The sequence below is a fragment of the Sphingomonas sp. BL-S-30 genome (genome assembly GCF_055521475.1).
Genome location: NZ_CM145481.1, coordinates 846,393 through 862,542 on the forward strand (window position 1 = coordinate 846,393; position 16,150 = coordinate 862,542).

Genomic DNA, 16,150 nt, shown 5'->3' on the forward strand with positions numbered 1-16,150 from the left:
GCCCAGCGCTCTTCAAAATCCGACAAGCGTTCAATATTCTCTTTGCCGTTTTCGTGGGGCTTGGGTTTCTCGCCTTCCTGATCCAGTTTCTTGGTATTATTCATGCTTCGAATTGAAAACCTCCACGCCGAGATCGACGGCAAGGAAATCCTCAAAGGCCTCTCGCTCGGCGTGAATGCGGGCGAAGTCCACGCGATCATGGGCCCGAACGGCGCAGGCAAGTCGACGCTGGGCTATGTGCTCGGCGGACGACCCGGTTACGAGGTGACCTCGGGCTCGGTCAGCTTCGCGGGCCAGGACCTGCTGGAAATGGCGCCGCACGAGCGTGCGGCCGCCGGCCTGTTCCTCGGCTTCCAGTATCCGGTCGAGATCCCCGGCGTGTCCAACGTCCAGTTCCTGCGCGAGGCGCTCAACGCGCAGCGCAAGGGCCGCGGCGAGGCGCCGCTGTCGGGCGGCGAGTTCCTCAAGCTCGCCCGCGCTCAGGCCGATCTGCTGTCAATGGACCAGGACATGCTCAAGCGCCCGGTCAATGTCGGTTTCTCGGGCGGCGAGAAGAAGCGCAACGAGATGGTCCAGATGGGCATCATCGGCCCGAAGCTGGCGATCCTCGACGAGACCGACTCCGGCCTCGACATCGACGCGCTCCGCGTCGTCGGCGACGGCATCAACCGCATCATGCGCGCGCCCGACAAGGCCGTGCTGCTGATCACCCATTACCAGCGGCTGCTCGACTATGTTCAGCCCGATTTCGTGCATGTCCTGGCCGATGGCCGGATCGTGCGTTCGGGCGGGCCGGAGCTGGCGCTGGAACTGGAACGCGAAGGCTATGGGGCCTTGGCCGCATGAGCGCCGCAGGCATCTCTTCTTCTCTTCGCGTCTTCGCGGCTTCGCGTGAAAAAGAATTCTTGTTCGCGCAGAGGCGCGGAGGCGCGGAGGCAGCCGGAAATGCGCGCGTCGCCTCCATCAATCTCCGCGCCTCTGCGCCTCTGCGCGAATCTCCTCTTCAGTTCACGCGAAGCCGCGAAGACGCGAAGAGGGAGTGTCTCTCGTGACGGCGCTTGCCCTCCCCACGCGCCGCGACGAAGCCTGGCGCTATAGCGACCTCGACGCGGTCGCCACCATGTGGCCGATTGACGGACCGGAGACGATCCACGTCCCCGCCGGCGAGGAAATCACCCGCCTCATCGTGCAGGATGCTCCAACCGATGCCGTCGCGATCCGCGACTATACCGTCACCCTCGACGCCGGCGCCCGCGCGACCTTTCATGTGCTCAACACCGGCGGCAAGCTCGGCCGCATCGCGATCGACGTGACCCTGCACGACGGCGCGCATTTCGAACTTGGCGGGGCGATCCTCGGCGGCGGCGAGCAGACGCTCGAGATCGTCACGACGATGCGCCACATCGAGCCGAACGCGACCAGCAACCAGGTCGTGCGCTCGGTGCTCGGCGGGCGGGCCACGGGCAGCTATCTCGGCAAGGTCGCCGTCGCGCGTCATGCGCAAAAGACGGATGCGAGCCAGTCGGTCAAGGCGATGCTGCTGACCCGCACCGCCACCGCCAATGCCAAGCCCGAACTGGAAATCTACGCCGACGACGTGAAATGCGCGCACGGCGCGACCGTCGGCGAGCTCGACGCGACGGCGCTGTTCTACCTCGCCAGCCGCGGCATCGCCCCGGCCGAGGCCAAGGCATTGCTGTTGCGGGCGTTCATCGGATCGGTGTTCGACGGCGTCGCGGATGCCGGCGAGCGCGAGGCGGTCGAGGCTGCGGCGCAGGCCGCGCTGGAGCGGATGCTGTGAGCAATCTTCGGCATTCTTCTCTCCCTCTCCCAGCGGGAGAGGGAAGGGGCCCGCGCCGAAGGCGTGGGAAGGGTGAGGGCGATCGGAATGGCTAGTCACCCTCACCCTTCCGTCGCTTCGCTCCTCCCTCCCTCTCCCGATAGGAGAGGGAATACGAGCCCCCTCGACGTGCTCGCCGATTTTCCGGCGATCCCCGCGGGCTGGGCCTATCTCGACACCGCGGCCACGGCGCAGAAGCCGCAACCGGTGATCGACGCGATCACCCGCGGCTATGCGGAGACCTATGCCACGGTCCACCGCGGCGTGTACCAGCGCTCGGCCGACATGACGCTCGCCTATGAGGCAGCGCGCAAGAAGGTCGCCCGCTTCATCGGCGCCGGCAGCGCCGACGAGATCGTCTTCGTGCGCGGCGCGACCGAGGGCATCAACCTCGTGGCCGAGTGCTGGGCACGCGAGCAATTGAAGGCAGGCGACCGCATCCTGCTCTCCACGCTCGAGCATCATTCCAACATCGTGCCCTGGCAGATGGCGGCGGAACGCGTCGGCGCCGTGATCGACGTCATCCCGCTGACCGCCGACCACCGCATCGATCTCGATGCGATGGCCGCGATGATCACGCCCGCGCACAAGCTGGTCGCGCTCGCCCATGTCTCGAACGTGCTGGGCTCGGTGCTCGATGCCCGGCGCGCCGCCGATATCGCCCATTCGGTCGGCGCGAAAATCCTGCTCGACGGCTGCCAGGCGGTGCCGCGCCTTGCAGTGGACGTCGCCGCGCTCGACTGCGACTTCTACGTCTTTTCCGGCCATAAGCTCTACGGTCCGACCGGCATCGGCGTGCTGTGGGCGCGGCCCGAGCTGCTCGACGCGATGCCGCCCTGGCAGGGCGGCGGCTCGATGATCGATCGCGTCACTTTCGCGAAGACCACCTACGCGCCGCCGCCGGGGCGGTTCGAGGCGGGCACGCCGCATATCGTCGGCGCACTCGGCCTGCATGCGGCGATCGACTATGTCGAACGCATCGGGCTCGCCGCGATCCACGCACACGAAACGGCGCTGGTGGCGAAGACGCGCGAGGCGCTGTCGCAGATCAATTCGGTGACGCTCTACGGCCCCGAGGATTCTGCGGGCATCGTCAGTTTCTCGATCGAGGGGGTGCATCCGCACGACATCGGCACCATCTTGGACGAGGAACGGGTCGCGATCCGCGCGGGGCACCATTGCGCGCAGCCCTTGATGGAGGCCCTGGGCATTCCGGCAACGGCGCGGGCAAGCTTCGGCGTCTATAACGGCGCGGCGGATGTGGACGCTCTGGTGCGCGGTATCGAACGGGTAACGAGAATTTTCGGGTAGGGATCTTCGATGAACGAAGAACGCAAGATTGTGGTTGAAGAAGTGGACTCGGTCGAGGCGCCGCCCAGGGCGCGCGTCGATGGCGGGGTGACGGAGACGTTCGAGCGCAAGCGCGACTATCTGGAGGGTTTCCTCTCGCAGAAGCCGCAGGCTCAGCCTTCGGGCGAGCCGGGCGGCGCGCTGTATGAAGCCGTCGTCGACGCGCTCAAGGAAATCTACGATCCGGAAATCCCGGTGAACATCTATGATCTCGGCCTGATCTACGGCGTCGAGGTCACGGATGAAGGCCATGCGGTGGTGACGATGACGCTCACCACGCCGCATTGCCCGGTCGCCGAATCCATGCCCGCCGAAGTCGAGCTGCGCGTCGGTTCGGTGCCGGGCGTCGGTACCGCTGACGTCAATCTCGTCTGGGATCCGCCATGGGATCCGCAGAAGATGTCGGACGACGCCAAACTCGAACTGGGGATGCTGTGATGGCAACCACCGCCCGCGTGCGCCCGGCGGCGCTGATCCTGACCCCGACCGCCGAGGCGCGGATCGCTGAGCTGATGGGCAAGGCCCCCGAAGGCGCGATCGGCGTGAAGCTGTCGACGCCCAGGCGCGGCTGCTCGGGCCTCGCTTATTCGGTTGACTATGTAACCGAGGCCAAGCCGTTCGACGAGCGCATCGACACGCCCGGCGGCACCCTGTTCGTCGACGGCGGCTCGATCCTCTATCTGATCGGGTCGACCATGAACTGGGTCGAGGATGATTTCGCGGCCGGCTTCGTGTTCCAGAACCCTAACGCCAAGGGCGAATGCGGCTGCGGCGAGAGCTTCACCGTATAAAGGGTTCGGCCGCTCGCCGCCTGTCGCTGGAGGTCACGCCGATCATGGCATGCCGAGAAAAGCGCGCAGCTCGGCATCGCTGAGCGAGCCGTCCGCGTTCGCATCGGCCGCCTTGAAACGATCGGGCACAGCCGCCAGGAACGCATCCTTGGTGACATAGCCCTCGGCGTCCACCTTCGCGCTCGCGAAGGAGGGCTGCATGAAGTCCGGCAGCGTCTCCTTCTTGATCTTCCCCGCGTTCGATTGATCGACGAACGTCCACCCCTGTGCCGAAAAAGCAGTCGCCTCGGCCAGGCTCACCTTGCCGTCGGCATTGGTGTCGGCCATCGCCATCGGATCGAAATCCTGGGCATGGGCCGGCAGGGCAGAGCCCGCAAAGGTCAATAAAATGGCGGCTGCGAAACCAGGCTTCATGATAGTCTCCCTCTGATGGTCGGTCGTCGTTCGGCTGCGCTAACGCGCTCTTGAGCTGGATTAAACCCCACCGTTCGGGCTGAGCCTGTCGAAGCCCTGCTCTCCTCTTCCAAGCTCAGGGCGAACGGGGAGAGACGATTCCAGCTAACTAAGTTTTGCTCCAGGAATTGCCCCCTGGCTTTGTGTTGGCGTCATCAGCGACCCTTCTCGAAGACGAGATTGCGGCTGAAGAACGGGATCACCTGATCCTGGAATCGGATTGCGACATTGTTGGTGTGGTCGCCGGGATAGATGTCGAAGCCGTTGGCGATGCCATAGCTGTCGAGCACAGTGTGCAGCTTCTCGGCATCGACCTTCAGCCCGTCTTTGTCTCCGACATCGATCGAGATCGCGCGATATTGCCGCAGGTTGCCAATATATTGGTCGACAAAGGCCAGCGGTGCGTTGGCCGCCCATCGCGCGAGCACGTCGGGCTGGGCCACGCCGTCCTTCACCGGCAGGTCGAGATAGAGCGGCGGGTTCTTCGGGTTGGGCGACCATGCCGCGGCGCTCGCCAGCTGCGCTCTCAGCCCGAATGGCAGCTTGGCCGAATCCGCCGGCACCTTCACGGCCGCAAGTGCCGCTGCCGCCTCCGCGTTGAACTGGCCGCCCTGGCGCGCCGACAGGCAACATGGGCTCATCATATAGAGCGCGCCGAACACCTCCGGATGCTTCATGCCGATCCGGCTGGTGCCGTATCCGCCCATCGAATGGCCCGCCAGCCCACGGCTCTCCCGCTTCGCCAGCGTCCGGTAATGGCCATCGACATAAGCGACCAGATCGCGCGCCACGAAGGTCTCGAAGTCGCCGGTCGTCCTCGAGCTGGAATACATCGAGCCGTTGTGAATGGTCTTGCTGTCGGGAAAGACCAGGATCATGTCCTTCGCGCCCTTGGCGAAGCCGCCCTCGATCGTCTGCGGAACATGGATTTCCCTGGTCCACTGGTCGGCACCGATCGAATAGCCGTGAAGGGCATAGACCACGGGATAGCGACGCCGCGGGTTCTTCGCGTAACTGGGCGGCAGCACCACGATGACGTCCCGGTCGGCGGTTTCGCCTTCCAGGTTGCCCATGATCGCCGCTGAATGGACCTTGATGCGTTCAATCGCGACCGGCAGTGCGCCGGCAACTGGCGGCGGTGCGTTCGTCGTCACCTGGGCGCCGGCTGCGTTCGCCGCGCAAAGCAGCAATGCGGCACTCACGCCGTAAAACGGTTTCATCTTCAGGCCCCCTCGCGATGGCGTCCATTCTTTGCGGAAGCAGGCGCACGCGGCCCCTCTCCCGATGATCGTATTTCCGCAGGCCGGTTGTTCCGCCCCCGTGTATCAATTTGTCTGTGTATTTGCGTCGAAAGTCAACGATCGGACGCATCTGCTCGCGCTGCCTTTCCGCGACGGCCGGAAGGGCGAGGCGGATAACAGAAGAGAGATGGGAGGGCGATCCCCGCTCGAAGGTCGTGCGAGGCCAACATGGATTAGGTCGGAGTTATCCCACAACGACAGCGCCGCGATGGCTGTTCCAGCGCCGGGGCGGATCGATTCAAATCCGGCGTGAAAGGGGTAATGATCGTGCGGGGTGGAGTTGTATGGCTTCACCCTCGCTCCTTCTCGTCGCTGTATAACCGGATTTGCCCTTCGGGCGCGCATTTCCCTGTTCCGCTCGGCAAAATTCGCTGTTCCGGCATAACAGGGAATTTCGATCAACACATTGTGAATGCTGGACGATTTGGTGAAAACGGTCGAGTCGGCGGCCGGAAAAAACGAAATTCCCTGTTAATTCCCTGTTATTGGTGCAGAAACAGGGAAATCTCAGGCCGGCTTCTTCCGCATCAGCGCGGTCCTGAGACACGAGCACACCTCTTCGTCGCGCTGGTTGATCATGCGGTGGCGGAACGTCACCAGTCCGGCATCGGCGCGCGACTTGCTCTCGCGCAACTCGACCACCTCGGTCTCGCAGCGCAGCGTATCGCCAATGAACACCGGCTTGGGCATCACCAGCTTATCGTAACCCAGGTTCGCCACCAGCGTGCCGAGCGTCGTGTCGCCCACCGACACCCCGACCATCAGCGAGAAGGTGAAGGTGCCATTGACGACGATCCGCCCGAACTCGGTCGCGCCGGCATATTCGGCATCGAGGTGCAGCGGCTGCGGATTATGGGTCAGCGTCGACATCAGCAGATTGTCGGTCTCGGTCACGGTGCGCCGAATCTCGTGATTGATCCGGTCGCCGACCTGCCATTCGTCATAGAATCTGCCGGCCATCAGCTCATGCCTCCCAGGGTCCGTCCCGCGGTCCAGCCGCCATCGGCCGGCAGCACCACGCCCGAGACATAGCGCGCATAGTCCGAGGCGAGGAACAGGCAGACATCGGCGACATCGTCGACCGTGCCCATCCGCCCCAGCGGCACCGACCGGGCCGACTTCGCCTTGGCCTCGGGCGTCGGCGCCAGCCGCTCCATGCCTTCGGTCCCGGCGATCGGCCCGGGCGAGACCGAATTGACCCGCACGCCTTCCGGCCCCCATTCGATCGCCAGCGTCTTGGTGATCATGTCGACCCCGGCCTTGGCTGCGCAGACATGGACCTGGAACGGCGTGGCGATGAACGCCTGGGGCGCCGAAATGTTGATGATGCTCGCGCCGGGCTTGGTCAGATGCTCGTACGCGGCGCGCATGACATGGAAGGTGCCGAGCGTGTCGATCTCGGTAACGGCCTTGAACCCGTTCGAACTGAGCATCGCCGCCGCGACGGGGAAATTGCCGGCCGCGCCCGACACCAGCACGTCGATCGTGCCGCGTTGCGCGCGGAAATCGTCGATCGCCGCCTTCACCGCATCATAGTCGCGCACGTCGAGGCTATAGCCGAGCGCCGGCGTGTTCTCCGACAGCGCCGCCACCGCGGCATCGACCTTGTCCTGGCTGCGGCTGGCAACGGCGAGCGTCGCCCCGCGCCGGGCAAAGGATTTGGCAATGCCCAGGTTGATCCCGCTGGTCCCGCCGAACACCATCACGGTCTTGCCGGTGAAATCGAAGCCGTCGGCCATATCCATCCCCTGGTTTGTTTTTCAGAGCTTCAGCTTGAACCCGGCATGGCTCTTGTTCCAGCCCATTTGCTCGTAAAAGCGATGCGCATCGGTCCGCGTCGACATGGAGGTGAGCTGCGCCATATGGCAGCCGCGCTCGCGGAACAGCGCAACCGCCCATTCGATCATCTGCTTGCCGAGTCCCTGGCCGCGCAGGCTGCTCGCGATCCGCACTGCCTCGATCTGCCCGCGCCAGCCGCCGCGAAAGGCGATGCCTGGCAGGAAGCTCAATTGCATCGTGCCGACCACCGCGCCGTCGAGGTCGGCGACGACCTGCATCTGGTTCGGATCGGCGACGATCGCCTCGAACGCGGCGAGATAGCGCGGATCGAGCGGCAGGCTCGCATCCTCGCGCCCCTTGCTCTGCTCGTCATCGTCGAGCAGCGCGACGATCGCGGGCAGATCATCGGCGGTCGCTGGGCGGAAGATGATGCTCATGCGGCCCGCTCGATCCGGGCGAGCACCGCACCCTCGCTCACCTGTCCGCCGGTCTCCGCGCCAAGCTCCGCCACCGTTCCGTCGAACGGCGCAACGAGGCTGTGCTCCATCTTCATCGCTTCGAGGGTGAGCAGCTTCTGGCCCTTGGTGACGGTGGCGCCTGCTGCGACTTCGACCGCGATGATGCGGCCGGGCATGGGGGAGAGGATGGTGCCGTCAGAAGATGCGCCGACGGCGGTTCCGCGTGGTTCGTAAAGGCGGAAGCTGCGATGTTCGCCGTCAGCAAAGCTGACCGCGGTCCCGTCCCGTTCGAACCCGCCAAAATGTAAACCCGGGCCGGCATAATCGGTATTCATCAGGCTCTGGCCGATGATCGACAAGGCTTGCGAAGTGAACCGCTCGACTAGGTTGCTCTCATGAACGACGCCAAATTCGTCCACCACCCGAACGGGTGCACGGCGCTCGGCATTGAGCCTGAAGCCGAGATTGTTCCAGGGATCCTGCCCTTTCGTGTCGAGTTCACCTAGGTCATAGGCAGCTTCTGCTGCCATGGTCTCGACGGGAAGTTCAGGCGTCGCGAGTTCCGCGAGATGTCGATCGATAAAGCCGGTGTCGATCTTGCCGGCCAGAAAATCAGGATGATCGAGAGCACGGGCGACAAAGGCCAAGTTAGTCCGCACCGGACTGATCTGCGCGGTTTCGCAGGTGGATGCCAGTTCCCGCGCCGCTTCCTCCCGGCTTTCACGATGCTCGATCAGCTTGCCGAGCATGGGGTCGTAGAAAGGAGAAACGACGTCGCCCCAATCATATCCCATGTCCTTTCGTGTGGTCCATTGGTCTTCCCACGGCGTCATGAATTTGAATGATTCGAGCTCGCCGATGGAGGGCAGGAACCCGTTCCGTGGATCCTCGGCATAAAGCCGCGCCTCCATCGCCCAGCCATCAATAGCCAGCTCATCCTGCCGCTTCGGCAGCGGCTCCCCGCTCGCCACCCGCAACTGCCACTCGACCAGATCCTGCCCGGTGATCTCCTCGGTCACCGGATGCTCGACCTGCAGCCGCGTGTTCATCTCCATGAACCAGATGCGGTCGGCGCGCAGGCCTTCACTGGCGTCGGCGATGAACTCGATCGTGCCGGCGCCGACATAGTCGACTGCCTTGGCCGCCTTCACCGCTGCGGCACAGATCGCCTCGCGCGTCACCTCGTCCATGCCGGGGGCAGGGGCTTCCTCGATCACTTTCTGGTGGCGGCGTTGCAGTGAGCAGTCGCGCTCGAACAGATGGACGACATTGCCTTGGGCATCGCCGAACACCTGCACCTCGATGTGCCGCGGCGAGAGGATGTATTTCTCGATCAGCACCTGTGTGTTGCCGAAGGACGATGCTGCCTCGCGCTGGCAGGACAGCAGCGCGTCGGCGAAATTCTCCGGCGCTTCGACGCGGCGCATGCCCTTGCCGCCACCGCCCGCAACCGCCTTGATCAGCACGGGATAGCCAACCGCCGCAGCCTCCGCCGCGAGCCGCTCCGGCGACTGGTCCTCGCCGAGATAGCCCGGCGTCACGGGCACGCCCGCCGCGATCATCCGCTCCTTGGCGGCATCCTTCAGCCCCATGGCGCGGATGCTATCGGGCTTGGGCCCGACCCAGATAATGCCGGCATCGATCACCGCCTGCGCGAAGTCGGCATTCTCCGACAGGAAGCCATAGCCCGGATGGATCGCCTCGGCCCCGGTGTGCTTCGCAGCGGCGATTATCTTCTCGCCGACCAGATAGCTCTCGCGCGCCGGGGAGGGGCCGATATGCACGGCCTCATCGGCCTGACGCACATGCAGCGCCTTGGCATCGGCATCCGAATAGACCGCGACGGTGCGCACGCCCATCGCCCGCGCGGTGCGGATGATCCGGCAGGCGATCTCGCCGCGATTGGCGATGAGAAGGGATTTCAGCAAGATCAGCCCTCGCAACCCGTGGCGCGCGCGGTCCAGGTGATGTTGACGATCTTCCAGGCGCCGGCTTCGCGGACCAGATCGAAATGGTCGACGCCGCAATGATGCGCCTTGCCGTCGATCAGGAAAATATAGGGCGCCCAGACCATCGCGATGTCGCCGTCGATCTCGATCGCTGGGTTGCTGATGCGCTCCTCATATTTCTCCGGGCCGGGTTTGACCCCGGCGGCGAACTCCGCCCAGCTCATATGGCGGACGGTGCGCGTGCCGTTGGGCGCCTCATTGGCCACGGTCGCGCCGCCCTCGCTACGAAGCTGCGCCAGGATCGCGGCGGAGTCCCGCGCGGCCAGCCCAGCGAACAGCGCATTGATCGGCGCCATCACCGCGCCCTCGTCAGTGCCGGGAGGCGGCAGGCCGGTGCCCTTCGGCATCGGCTGCATCGGCGTGACCTGGGCGAGAAGCGCAAGCATCAGGGACATTCACAGGACTCCATGGAAGGGCGCCGTCTCGACGGTCACGATGATATTCCGAGCTCATCGTCCATCGATTCCCAGACGAGGAAGAGCGGATGAGCCGGTTCGTACGCAAAGGCGACAAAGGCCGCGATCACTTCGTCGATCGTGAACAGCGTGCCACCCGCTGGCCTGACCGCCCGGAAATGGTGAACCGGATCCTGCGATTGCCGTTCGATGACGTAGCCATCGCCCTCGCAGGCGGTCTGCATGTAATCGCCATCCGACAGGGTCAGGATCGCGAAGCTGTTCCTGCTGTCCGGTGCGAGGATACGCAGTTGCGCATCCAGCGTCGCGGCATTGGGCCTTGGGAATACCAGGCCGTCCTCGAGCTCGAATTCCATCGCTTACATCCTGAACACGCCGAACGACGCCTTTTCCGGAATGGGCGCATTCAACGTCGCCGCAAACGCCAGCCCGAGCACATCGCGCGTCTGCGCCGGATCGATGATGCCGTCGTCCCACAGCCGCGCCGTCGCGTGCCAGGGATTGCCCTCGTCCTCGTATTTCTGGCGGATCGGCGCCTTGAACGCCTCGGCCTCTTCCTCGGTCCAGCTCTCCGCATCGCGGTGCACCGTCGCCAGGACCGAGGCCGCCTGCTCCCCACCCATCACGCTGATCCGACTGTTGGGCCAGCTGAACAGGAACCGCGGCGAATAGGCCCGGCCGCACATGCCGTAATTGCCTGCGCCGAAGCTGCCGCCGATCAGCACGGTGATCTTCGGCACGCTCGCCGTCGCCACTGCGGTCACGAGCTTCGCGCCATGCTTGGCGATGCCCTCCGCTTCATAGCGCCCGCCGACCATGAAGCCCGAGATGTTCTGCAGGAACAGCAACGGGATGCGCCGCTGGCACGCCAGCTCGATGAAATGCGCCCCCTTCACCGCGCTCTCCGAGAAGAGCACGCCGTTATTGGCGAGGATCGCGACCGGCATGCCCCAGATATGCGCAAAGCCACACACCAGGCTCGATCCATAGAGCGCCTTGAATTCGTGGAACTCGGACGCGTCGACCAGCCGCGCGATCACCTCGTGCACGTCATACGGCGCGCGAACGTCCGACGGGATGATCCCGTACAGCTCCTCCGCGTCGAACTTCGGCGCCCGGGGCTCCACCAGCGCGATGTCGGGTTTCTGGTTCTCCGGCAGGGTCGAGACGATGTCGCGCACGATGGTCAGCGCATGCTCGTCATTCTCGGCGACATGGTCGACCACGCCCGACTTGCGGCCATGCGTCTCCGCGCCGCCCAGCTCCTCGGCCGAGATCACTTCGCCCGTCGCTGCCTTCACCAGCGGCGGGCCGGCGAGGAAGATCGTGCCCTGGTTGCGCACGATCACCGTCTCGTCGGACATCGCCGGCACATAGGCGCCGCCCGCGGTGCAGCTGCCCATTACGCAGGCGATCTGCGGAATGCCCTTGGCCGACATGGTCGCCTGGTTGAAGAAGATCCGCCCGAAATGGTCGCGGTCGGGGAACACCTCCGCCTGGTGCGGCAGATTGGCGCCGCCCGAATCGACCAGATAGATGCAGGGCAGGCGGTTCGCCTCGGCGATCTCCTGCGCGCGCAGATGCTTCTTCACCGTCAGCGGATAATAGGTCCCGCCCTTCACCGTGGCGTCATTGCACAGGATCATCACCTGCCGGCCGGAGACCCGGCCGATACCCGCGATCACGCCGGCACCCGGCACCTCGTCGTCATAGAGCCCGTTCGCGACGAGCTGCCCGATCTCGAGAAAGGGCGATCCCGGATCGAGCAACCGCTCGACGCGGTCGCGTGGGAGCAGTTTGCCGCGCGACGCGTGCCGTTCGCGACTTTTCTCGGACCCGCCAAGCGCCGTCCGCGCGACGTCGGCACGGAGTCGATCCGCCAATGCCCGGTTATGCGCTGCGTTGGCGCGGAAGGTCTCGCTCTCCGGCGATAGCTTGGTGTCGAGAGCCGGCGCGCTCATGGTGTTATCCTCATCTTGGCCCCTGACTAGACAGCGATCGCGCGAATGGGAAGCGACGCTCGCGGCATAAAGCTGTGCAGGGCGGCGCGGGGAAGGGGCGGCGTTGGTATCTGGTGTAACCGAAAACACGGGTGTATCCCCCGCGCCATACACCTTGGAGAGGTCTATCACATGAAGCGTTCAACGATTTTTCTCGCTGCCCTGCTCGCCACCACTGCCTGCACCCAGAGCGCAACGACGCCGGTTGCGGGCAGCGCGATTGGCGTCGACGTGGCGGGGCTCGACAAGGCCGTCAAACCCGGCGACGATTTCGATGAATATGCCAATGGCGGCTGGCGCGCGAAGACCGAGATCCCGGCCGACCGGTCGAGCACCGGCATCTTTCTGCAGGTGTTCAACATCGCGGAAGGCCGCAATGCGCAGCTGATCGCGGAAGCCGCCAAGGCCAATGCCGCTGCCGGCACCGACCAGCGCAGGATCGCCGATTTCTACAATGCCTATCTCGACACCGCCGGCATCGAGAAGCGCGGCCTCGCCCCGATCAAGCCCGAGCTGGACGCGATCGCCGCCATTGCGGACAAGACCGCCCTGGCCAAGGCCCTCGGCGCCGATCTTCGCGCCGATGTCGATCCGCTCAACGCGACCAATTTCAAGACCGAGCATCTGTTTGGCCTGTTCGTCACCCAGGCGCTCGACAATCCGGGCCAGACCGTGCCGTATCTGCTTCAGGGCGGCATCGGCCTGCCCGAGCGCGACTATTATGTCTCGGCCAAGCCCGACATGGCGCAGGTCCGCACCGCCTATAAGGCCTATGTTACCAAGGTCTTCACCCTGGCCGGCCTGAGCGATCCCGCTGCGCGCGCCGACCGTGTAATGGCGCTCGAGACCAAGATCGCCACGGCGCATGCCGGCTATATCGAGAGCCAGGACGTCCACAAGGCGAACAACCCGTGGAAACAGGCGGACTTCGCGAAGAAGGCGCCGGGCCTGGACTGGAACGCTTTCTTCAGCGCGGCGGGCCTTTCGGGCCAGCAGGACTTCATCGTCTGGCATCCCGCCCCGACCGCGAAGCTCTCCGCCCTGGTGGCCAGCGAGCCGCTGGAAGCGTGGCAGGACTGGATGGCCTTCCACCACATCAACACCGTCACGCCGGTGCTGCCCAAGGCCTTCGACGATGCCTCGTTCGACTTCTACGGCAAGACGCTGAGCGGCACGCAGCAGCCACGGCCGCGCGACAAGCGGGCGATTGCCGCCGTGAACAACAGCCTGGGCGACGCGGTCGGCCAGATCTATGTCGCGAAATTCTTCCCGGCCTCGTCCAAGACCGACATCCAGAACATGGTGAAGAACATCCTCGCCGCCTTCGACAAGCGCGTCGAGAATCTGACCTGGATGGCGCCGGCGACCAAGGCCGAAGCGCGCAAGAAGATCGAGACGATGCGCGTCGGCGTCGGCTATCCCGAGACCTGGCGCAATTACGGGTCGCTCGACATCAAGGCGGACGATCCGCTCGGCAATCTGCAGCGTGCGCGCCTCGCGGAATACCGGCATCAGCTCGGCAAGATCGGCAAGGCGCCGGACAAGGGCGAATGGTGGATGACGCCGCAGACGGTCAACGCGGTTAATCTGCCGTTGCAGAATGCGCTCAACTTCCCGGCGGCGATCCTCGAAGCGCCCTTCTACGATCCCAAGGCCGACGCAGCGGCCAATTACGGGTCGATCGGCGCGGTGATCGGCCACGAGATCAGCCACAGCTTCGACAATACCGGCGCTGAATTCGATTCGAGCGGCAAGCTGCGCAACTGGTGGACCCCCGCCGACTTCGCGCATTTCAAGCAGCAGAGCGCGGCGCTGGCCAAACAATATGACGCCTATGAAGCATTGCCCGGCCTTCACCTCAGCGGCGAACAGACGCTGGGCGAGAATATCGCCGACGTTGCTGGCCTGACCGCGGCGTACGAGGCGTACCGTGCCTCGCTCGGCGGCAAGGAAGCGCCGGTGATCGACGGGCTGACCGGCGATCAGCGCTTCATGCTCGCCTTCGCCCAGAGCTGGCGCGAGAAGACGCGTGAACAGGCGATGCGCCAGCAGATCGCGACCGACGGCCATTCGCCGGGCCGCTTCCGCGCGCAGACCATTCGCAACCTCGATGCGTGGTACAAGGCATTCGACGTGCAGCCGGGCCAGAAGCTGTATCTGGAACCCAGTGCGCGCGTGAAGGTCTGGTAAAAGGACGGGAAGGGCGGACCATGTTGCTGATCGGACAATATGATTCGCCCTTCGTCCGCCGCGTCGCGGTGACGTTGAAGTTCTATGATCTGCCCTATCGCCACGCGCCGCTGTCGGCGTTCGGCGATGTCGAGGAGATCGCGCGCTACAACCCGCTGCGGCGCGTGCCGACGCTTGTTTACGACGACGGCGTCGCGCTGACCGACAGCAGTGCGATCGTCGATGCGCTCGACGAGATGGTCGGCCCCGATCGCGCCTTCCTCACCCGCCGCGGCGACGATCGCCGTGCCATGCTCCGTACCTGCGCCTTCGCCGCCGGCGTCGCGGAAAAGGCGGTCAGCCTGGTCTATGAACGTGCCTTTCGCGATGGCGGCCTGAAGATGTGGGTCGAGCGGTGCCGCGCCCAGGTGATCGACACGCTCGACCTGCTCGAACGCGAGCGCGCGGCGGCGAAGGACCCATGGCTGCTCGGCGAGACGATGAGCCACGCCGATGTCCTGCTCGGCACGATGCACCGCTTCGTCAGCGAGGCGCTGGCCGATCAGTTCGTCATGGATGGCTGGGTCGCCCTGGGGGAGCACGCCGCACGGTGCGAAGCGCTCCCCGAATTCACTGACGCTTATCAGGCGTTCAAGCTCACGCTGCCGGATCAGGCAGCATAATAGCCGGGCTGGTCGATGTCGCTCAGCAGATCCGGGCCCGTCGGTTCCCAGCCCAGCGACGACCGCGTGCGCGCGCTCGATGCGGGAATATCCGCTCCGGCGAAATCGGCGAACCAGCCGAAATGCTCCGGTCCACGCGATTCGACCGGCACGCCGAGCCGCCGCCCGATCACGGCGGCAATGTCCCTGAACGCGACTCCTTCGTCACCGGTCGCGTGATAGGCCGCCTCGGTGGCGCCCTGTTCGAGCGCCAGCCGGTAGAGGCGCGCGGCGTCGAGCCGATACACCCCCGGCCAACGGTTCGACCCCTCGCCGATATAGGCGGACACGCCTTTCTCGCGGGCCAGGCCGATCAGGAACGGGATGAAGCCGTGATCGCCAGCGCCGTGGACCGATGGCGCAAGCCGGATGGAGGCGGCCCGCACCCCGCGCGCCGCCAGGGCTATCGCGGCGGCCTCGGACCGGCGCGGGTAGGAGGGGTGCGATGCGGGCAGATCCGCCTCGGTCGCGACCCGGCCCGGCGCGAGCAAGGCAAAGCCCGAGGTAACGATCAGCGGCCGGTCCGACCCGATCAGCGCGCTGCCCAGTGTCTCGATCGCCAGCTGGTCCTGCCGCGCATTCTCGGCAAACCGCGAGAAATCATGGTTGAACGCGGTGTGGATCACCCCGTCCGCCGCCGCCGCGCCGTCGCGCAGAATATCGAGGTCGTCGAGTGTCCCGGACACGATGTCGGCACCGGCCGCGGCGAGCCCGGCTGCCTTTTCCGCGGACCGGGCCAGGCCTGTCACCTGATGGCCGGCACTGACCAGTTCCTCGACCACCGCCGACCCGACCCAACCTGTGGCACCTGTTACAAATACGCGCATCTGCTTGTCTCCATTCGATACGCCTATTGTCGTGA

At 65.1% G+C, this 16,150-nt stretch carries 17 protein-coding genes; 7 read left to right on the plus strand and 10 right to left on the minus strand.

Features of this window, described 5'->3' with window-relative positions; translation table 11 throughout:
- The first annotated feature begins 102 nt into the window (after positions 1–102).
- The 5 genes from sufC (at position 103) to ACZ1I5_RS03805 (ending at position 3,981) form a co-directional block, all read left to right on the plus strand.
- A complete protein-coding gene (sufC, locus tag ACZ1I5_RS03785) occupies positions 103–846 on the plus strand; it encodes a Fe-S cluster assembly ATPase SufC (protein ID WP_465172409.1) in 744 nt (247 codons plus the stop codon).
- Positions 847–1,048: 202 nt separating this feature from the next.
- Positions 1,049–1,801, plus strand: a complete 753-nt coding sequence (locus ACZ1I5_RS03790) for a SufD family Fe-S cluster assembly protein (RefSeq protein WP_465172410.1) — start codon at positions 1,049–1,051, stop codon at positions 1,799–1,801.
- Between the two features lie 168 nt (positions 1,802–1,969).
- Positions 1,970–3,151, plus strand: a complete 1,182-nt coding sequence (locus ACZ1I5_RS03795; protein ID WP_465172411.1) for an aminotransferase class V-fold PLP-dependent enzyme — start codon at positions 1,970–1,972, stop codon at positions 3,149–3,151.
- Between the two features lie 9 nt (positions 3,152–3,160).
- Positions 3,161–3,628, plus strand: coding sequence for an SUF system Fe-S cluster assembly protein (locus ACZ1I5_RS03800; protein ID WP_465172412.1), 468 nt, complete (start codon positions 3,161–3,163; stop codon positions 3,626–3,628).
- The gene (locus ACZ1I5_RS03805; protein ID WP_465172413.1) at positions 3,628–3,981 is read left to right on the plus strand and encodes a HesB/IscA family protein; all 354 of its coding nucleotides are present in this window, start codon (positions 3,628–3,630) and stop codon (positions 3,979–3,981) included. Before ACZ1I5_RS03800 ends, ACZ1I5_RS03805 begins: the two co-directional genes overlap by 1 nt.
- 42 nt (positions 3,982–4,023) lie before the next feature.
- Here ACZ1I5_RS03805 and ACZ1I5_RS03810 read toward each other — a convergent pair whose 3' ends face one another.
- The 9 genes from ACZ1I5_RS03810 to ACZ1I5_RS03850 all read right to left on the minus strand — a co-directional run bounded on the left by ACZ1I5_RS03810 (position 4,024) and on the right by ACZ1I5_RS03850 (position 12,358).
- Positions 4,024–4,395: a hypothetical protein gene (locus ACZ1I5_RS03810; RefSeq protein ID WP_465172414.1), complete on the minus strand. Its 372-nt coding sequence runs from the start codon at positions 4,393–4,395 to the stop codon at positions 4,024–4,026.
- Positions 4,396–4,589: 194 nt separating this feature from the next.
- On the minus strand, positions 4,590–5,654 hold the full coding sequence (locus ACZ1I5_RS03815; protein ID WP_465172415.1) for an alpha/beta hydrolase: 1,065 nt from the start codon (positions 5,652–5,654) through the stop codon (positions 4,590–4,592).
- 588 nt (positions 5,655–6,242) lie between these two features.
- Positions 6,243–6,695, minus strand: a complete 453-nt coding sequence (locus ACZ1I5_RS03820) for a MaoC family dehydratase (protein WP_465172416.1) — start codon at positions 6,693–6,695, stop codon at positions 6,243–6,245.
- Positions 6,695–7,474: an SDR family oxidoreductase gene (locus ACZ1I5_RS03825; RefSeq protein WP_465172417.1), complete on the minus strand. Its 780-nt coding sequence runs from the start codon at positions 7,472–7,474 to the stop codon at positions 6,695–6,697. Before ACZ1I5_RS03825 ends, ACZ1I5_RS03820 begins: the two co-directional genes overlap by 1 nt.
- Before the next feature lie 21 nt (positions 7,475–7,495).
- Positions 7,496–7,951 (minus strand): N-acetyltransferase family protein, encoded by a 456-nt coding sequence (locus ACZ1I5_RS03830; RefSeq protein ID WP_465172418.1) that lies wholly within the window; start codon positions 7,949–7,951, stop codon positions 7,496–7,498.
- Positions 7,948–9,900: an acetyl/propionyl/methylcrotonyl-CoA carboxylase subunit alpha gene (locus tag ACZ1I5_RS03835; protein ID WP_465172419.1), complete on the minus strand. Its 1,953-nt coding sequence runs from the start codon at positions 9,898–9,900 to the stop codon at positions 7,948–7,950. The genes ACZ1I5_RS03830 and ACZ1I5_RS03835 overlap by 4 nt, the downstream gene beginning before the upstream one ends.
- Positions 9,901–9,902: 2 nt before the next feature.
- Positions 9,903–10,376, minus strand: coding sequence for a nuclear transport factor 2 family protein (locus tag ACZ1I5_RS03840; protein ID WP_465172420.1), 474 nt, complete (start codon positions 10,374–10,376; stop codon positions 9,903–9,905).
- Positions 10,377–10,411: 35 nt separating this feature from the next.
- On the minus strand, positions 10,412–10,753 hold the full coding sequence (locus ACZ1I5_RS03845; protein ID WP_465172421.1) for a hypothetical protein: 342 nt from the start codon (positions 10,751–10,753) through the stop codon (positions 10,412–10,414).
- 3 nt (positions 10,754–10,756) lie between these two features.
- Positions 10,757–12,358 carry a carboxyl transferase domain-containing protein gene (locus tag ACZ1I5_RS03850; protein ID WP_465172422.1) on the minus strand — a complete coding sequence of 534 codons (1,602 nt, stop codon included), beginning with the start codon at positions 12,356–12,358 and terminating at the stop codon, positions 10,757–10,759.
- A 171-nt stretch (positions 12,359–12,529) separates the two neighbouring features.
- Here ACZ1I5_RS03850 and ACZ1I5_RS03855 point away from each other — a divergent pair, with 171 nt between their 5' ends.
- The gene (locus ACZ1I5_RS03855) at positions 12,530–14,587 is read left to right on the plus strand and encodes a M13 family metallopeptidase (protein WP_465172423.1); all 2,058 of its coding nucleotides are present in this window, start codon (positions 12,530–12,532) and stop codon (positions 14,585–14,587) included.
- 20 nt (positions 14,588–14,607) lie between these two features.
- Positions 14,608–15,249: a glutathione S-transferase family protein gene (locus tag ACZ1I5_RS03860; RefSeq protein WP_465172424.1), complete on the plus strand. Its 642-nt coding sequence runs from the start codon at positions 14,608–14,610 to the stop codon at positions 15,247–15,249.
- Here ACZ1I5_RS03860 and ACZ1I5_RS03865 read toward each other — a convergent pair.
- The gene (locus ACZ1I5_RS03865) at positions 15,237–16,115 is read right to left on the minus strand and encodes an SDR family oxidoreductase (RefSeq protein ID WP_465172425.1); all 879 of its coding nucleotides are present in this window, start codon (positions 16,113–16,115) and stop codon (positions 15,237–15,239) included. The two genes, ACZ1I5_RS03860 and ACZ1I5_RS03865, sit on opposite strands and share 13 nt — an antisense overlap.
- Positions 16,116–16,150 lie beyond the last annotated feature (35 nt).

Excerpts from the sequence above, each read along its gene's own strand:
- ACZ1I5_RS03860 (WP_465172424.1), top strand. The coding sequence starts at position 14,608 with ATGTTGCTGATCGGACAATATGATTCGCCCTTCGTCCGCCGCGTCGCG.
- ACZ1I5_RS03815 (WP_465172415.1), bottom strand. The coding sequence starts at position 5,654 with ATGAAACCGTTTTACGGCGTGAGTGCCGCATTGCTGCTTTGCGCGGCG.
- ACZ1I5_RS03820 (WP_465172416.1), bottom strand. The coding sequence starts at position 6,695 with ATGGCCGGCAGATTCTATGACGAATGGCAGGTCGGCGACCGGATCAAT.
- ACZ1I5_RS03805 (WP_465172413.1), top strand. The coding sequence starts at position 3,628 with ATGGCAACCACCGCCCGCGTGCGCCCGGCGGCGCTGATCCTGACCCCG.
- ACZ1I5_RS03825 (WP_465172417.1), bottom strand. The coding sequence starts at position 7,474 with ATGGCCGACGGCTTCGATTTCACCGGCAAGACCGTGATGGTGTTCGGC.
- ACZ1I5_RS03855 (WP_465172423.1), top strand. The coding sequence starts at position 12,530 with ATGAAGCGTTCAACGATTTTTCTCGCTGCCCTGCTCGCCACCACTGCC.
- ACZ1I5_RS03845 (WP_465172421.1), bottom strand. The coding sequence starts at position 10,753 with ATGGAATTCGAGCTCGAGGACGGCCTGGTATTCCCAAGGCCCAATGCC.
- ACZ1I5_RS03865 (WP_465172425.1), bottom strand. The coding sequence starts at position 16,115 with ATGCGCGTATTTGTAACAGGTGCCACAGGTTGGGTCGGGTCGGCGGTG.
- ACZ1I5_RS03840 (WP_465172420.1), bottom strand. The coding sequence starts at position 10,376 with ATGTCCCTGATGCTTGCGCTTCTCGCCCAGGTCACGCCGATGCAGCCG.
- ACZ1I5_RS03810 (WP_465172414.1), bottom strand. The coding sequence starts at position 4,395 with ATGAAGCCTGGTTTCGCAGCCGCCATTTTATTGACCTTTGCGGGCTCT.
- ACZ1I5_RS03830 (WP_465172418.1), bottom strand. The coding sequence starts at position 7,951 with ATGAGCATCATCTTCCGCCCAGCGACCGCCGATGATCTGCCCGCGATC.
- sufC (WP_465172409.1), top strand. The coding sequence starts at position 103 with ATGCTTCGAATTGAAAACCTCCACGCCGAGATCGACGGCAAGGAAATC.
- ACZ1I5_RS03850 (WP_465172422.1), bottom strand. The coding sequence starts at position 12,358 with ATGAGCGCGCCGGCTCTCGACACCAAGCTATCGCCGGAGAGCGAGACC.
- ACZ1I5_RS03800 (WP_465172412.1), top strand. The coding sequence starts at position 3,161 with ATGAACGAAGAACGCAAGATTGTGGTTGAAGAAGTGGACTCGGTCGAG.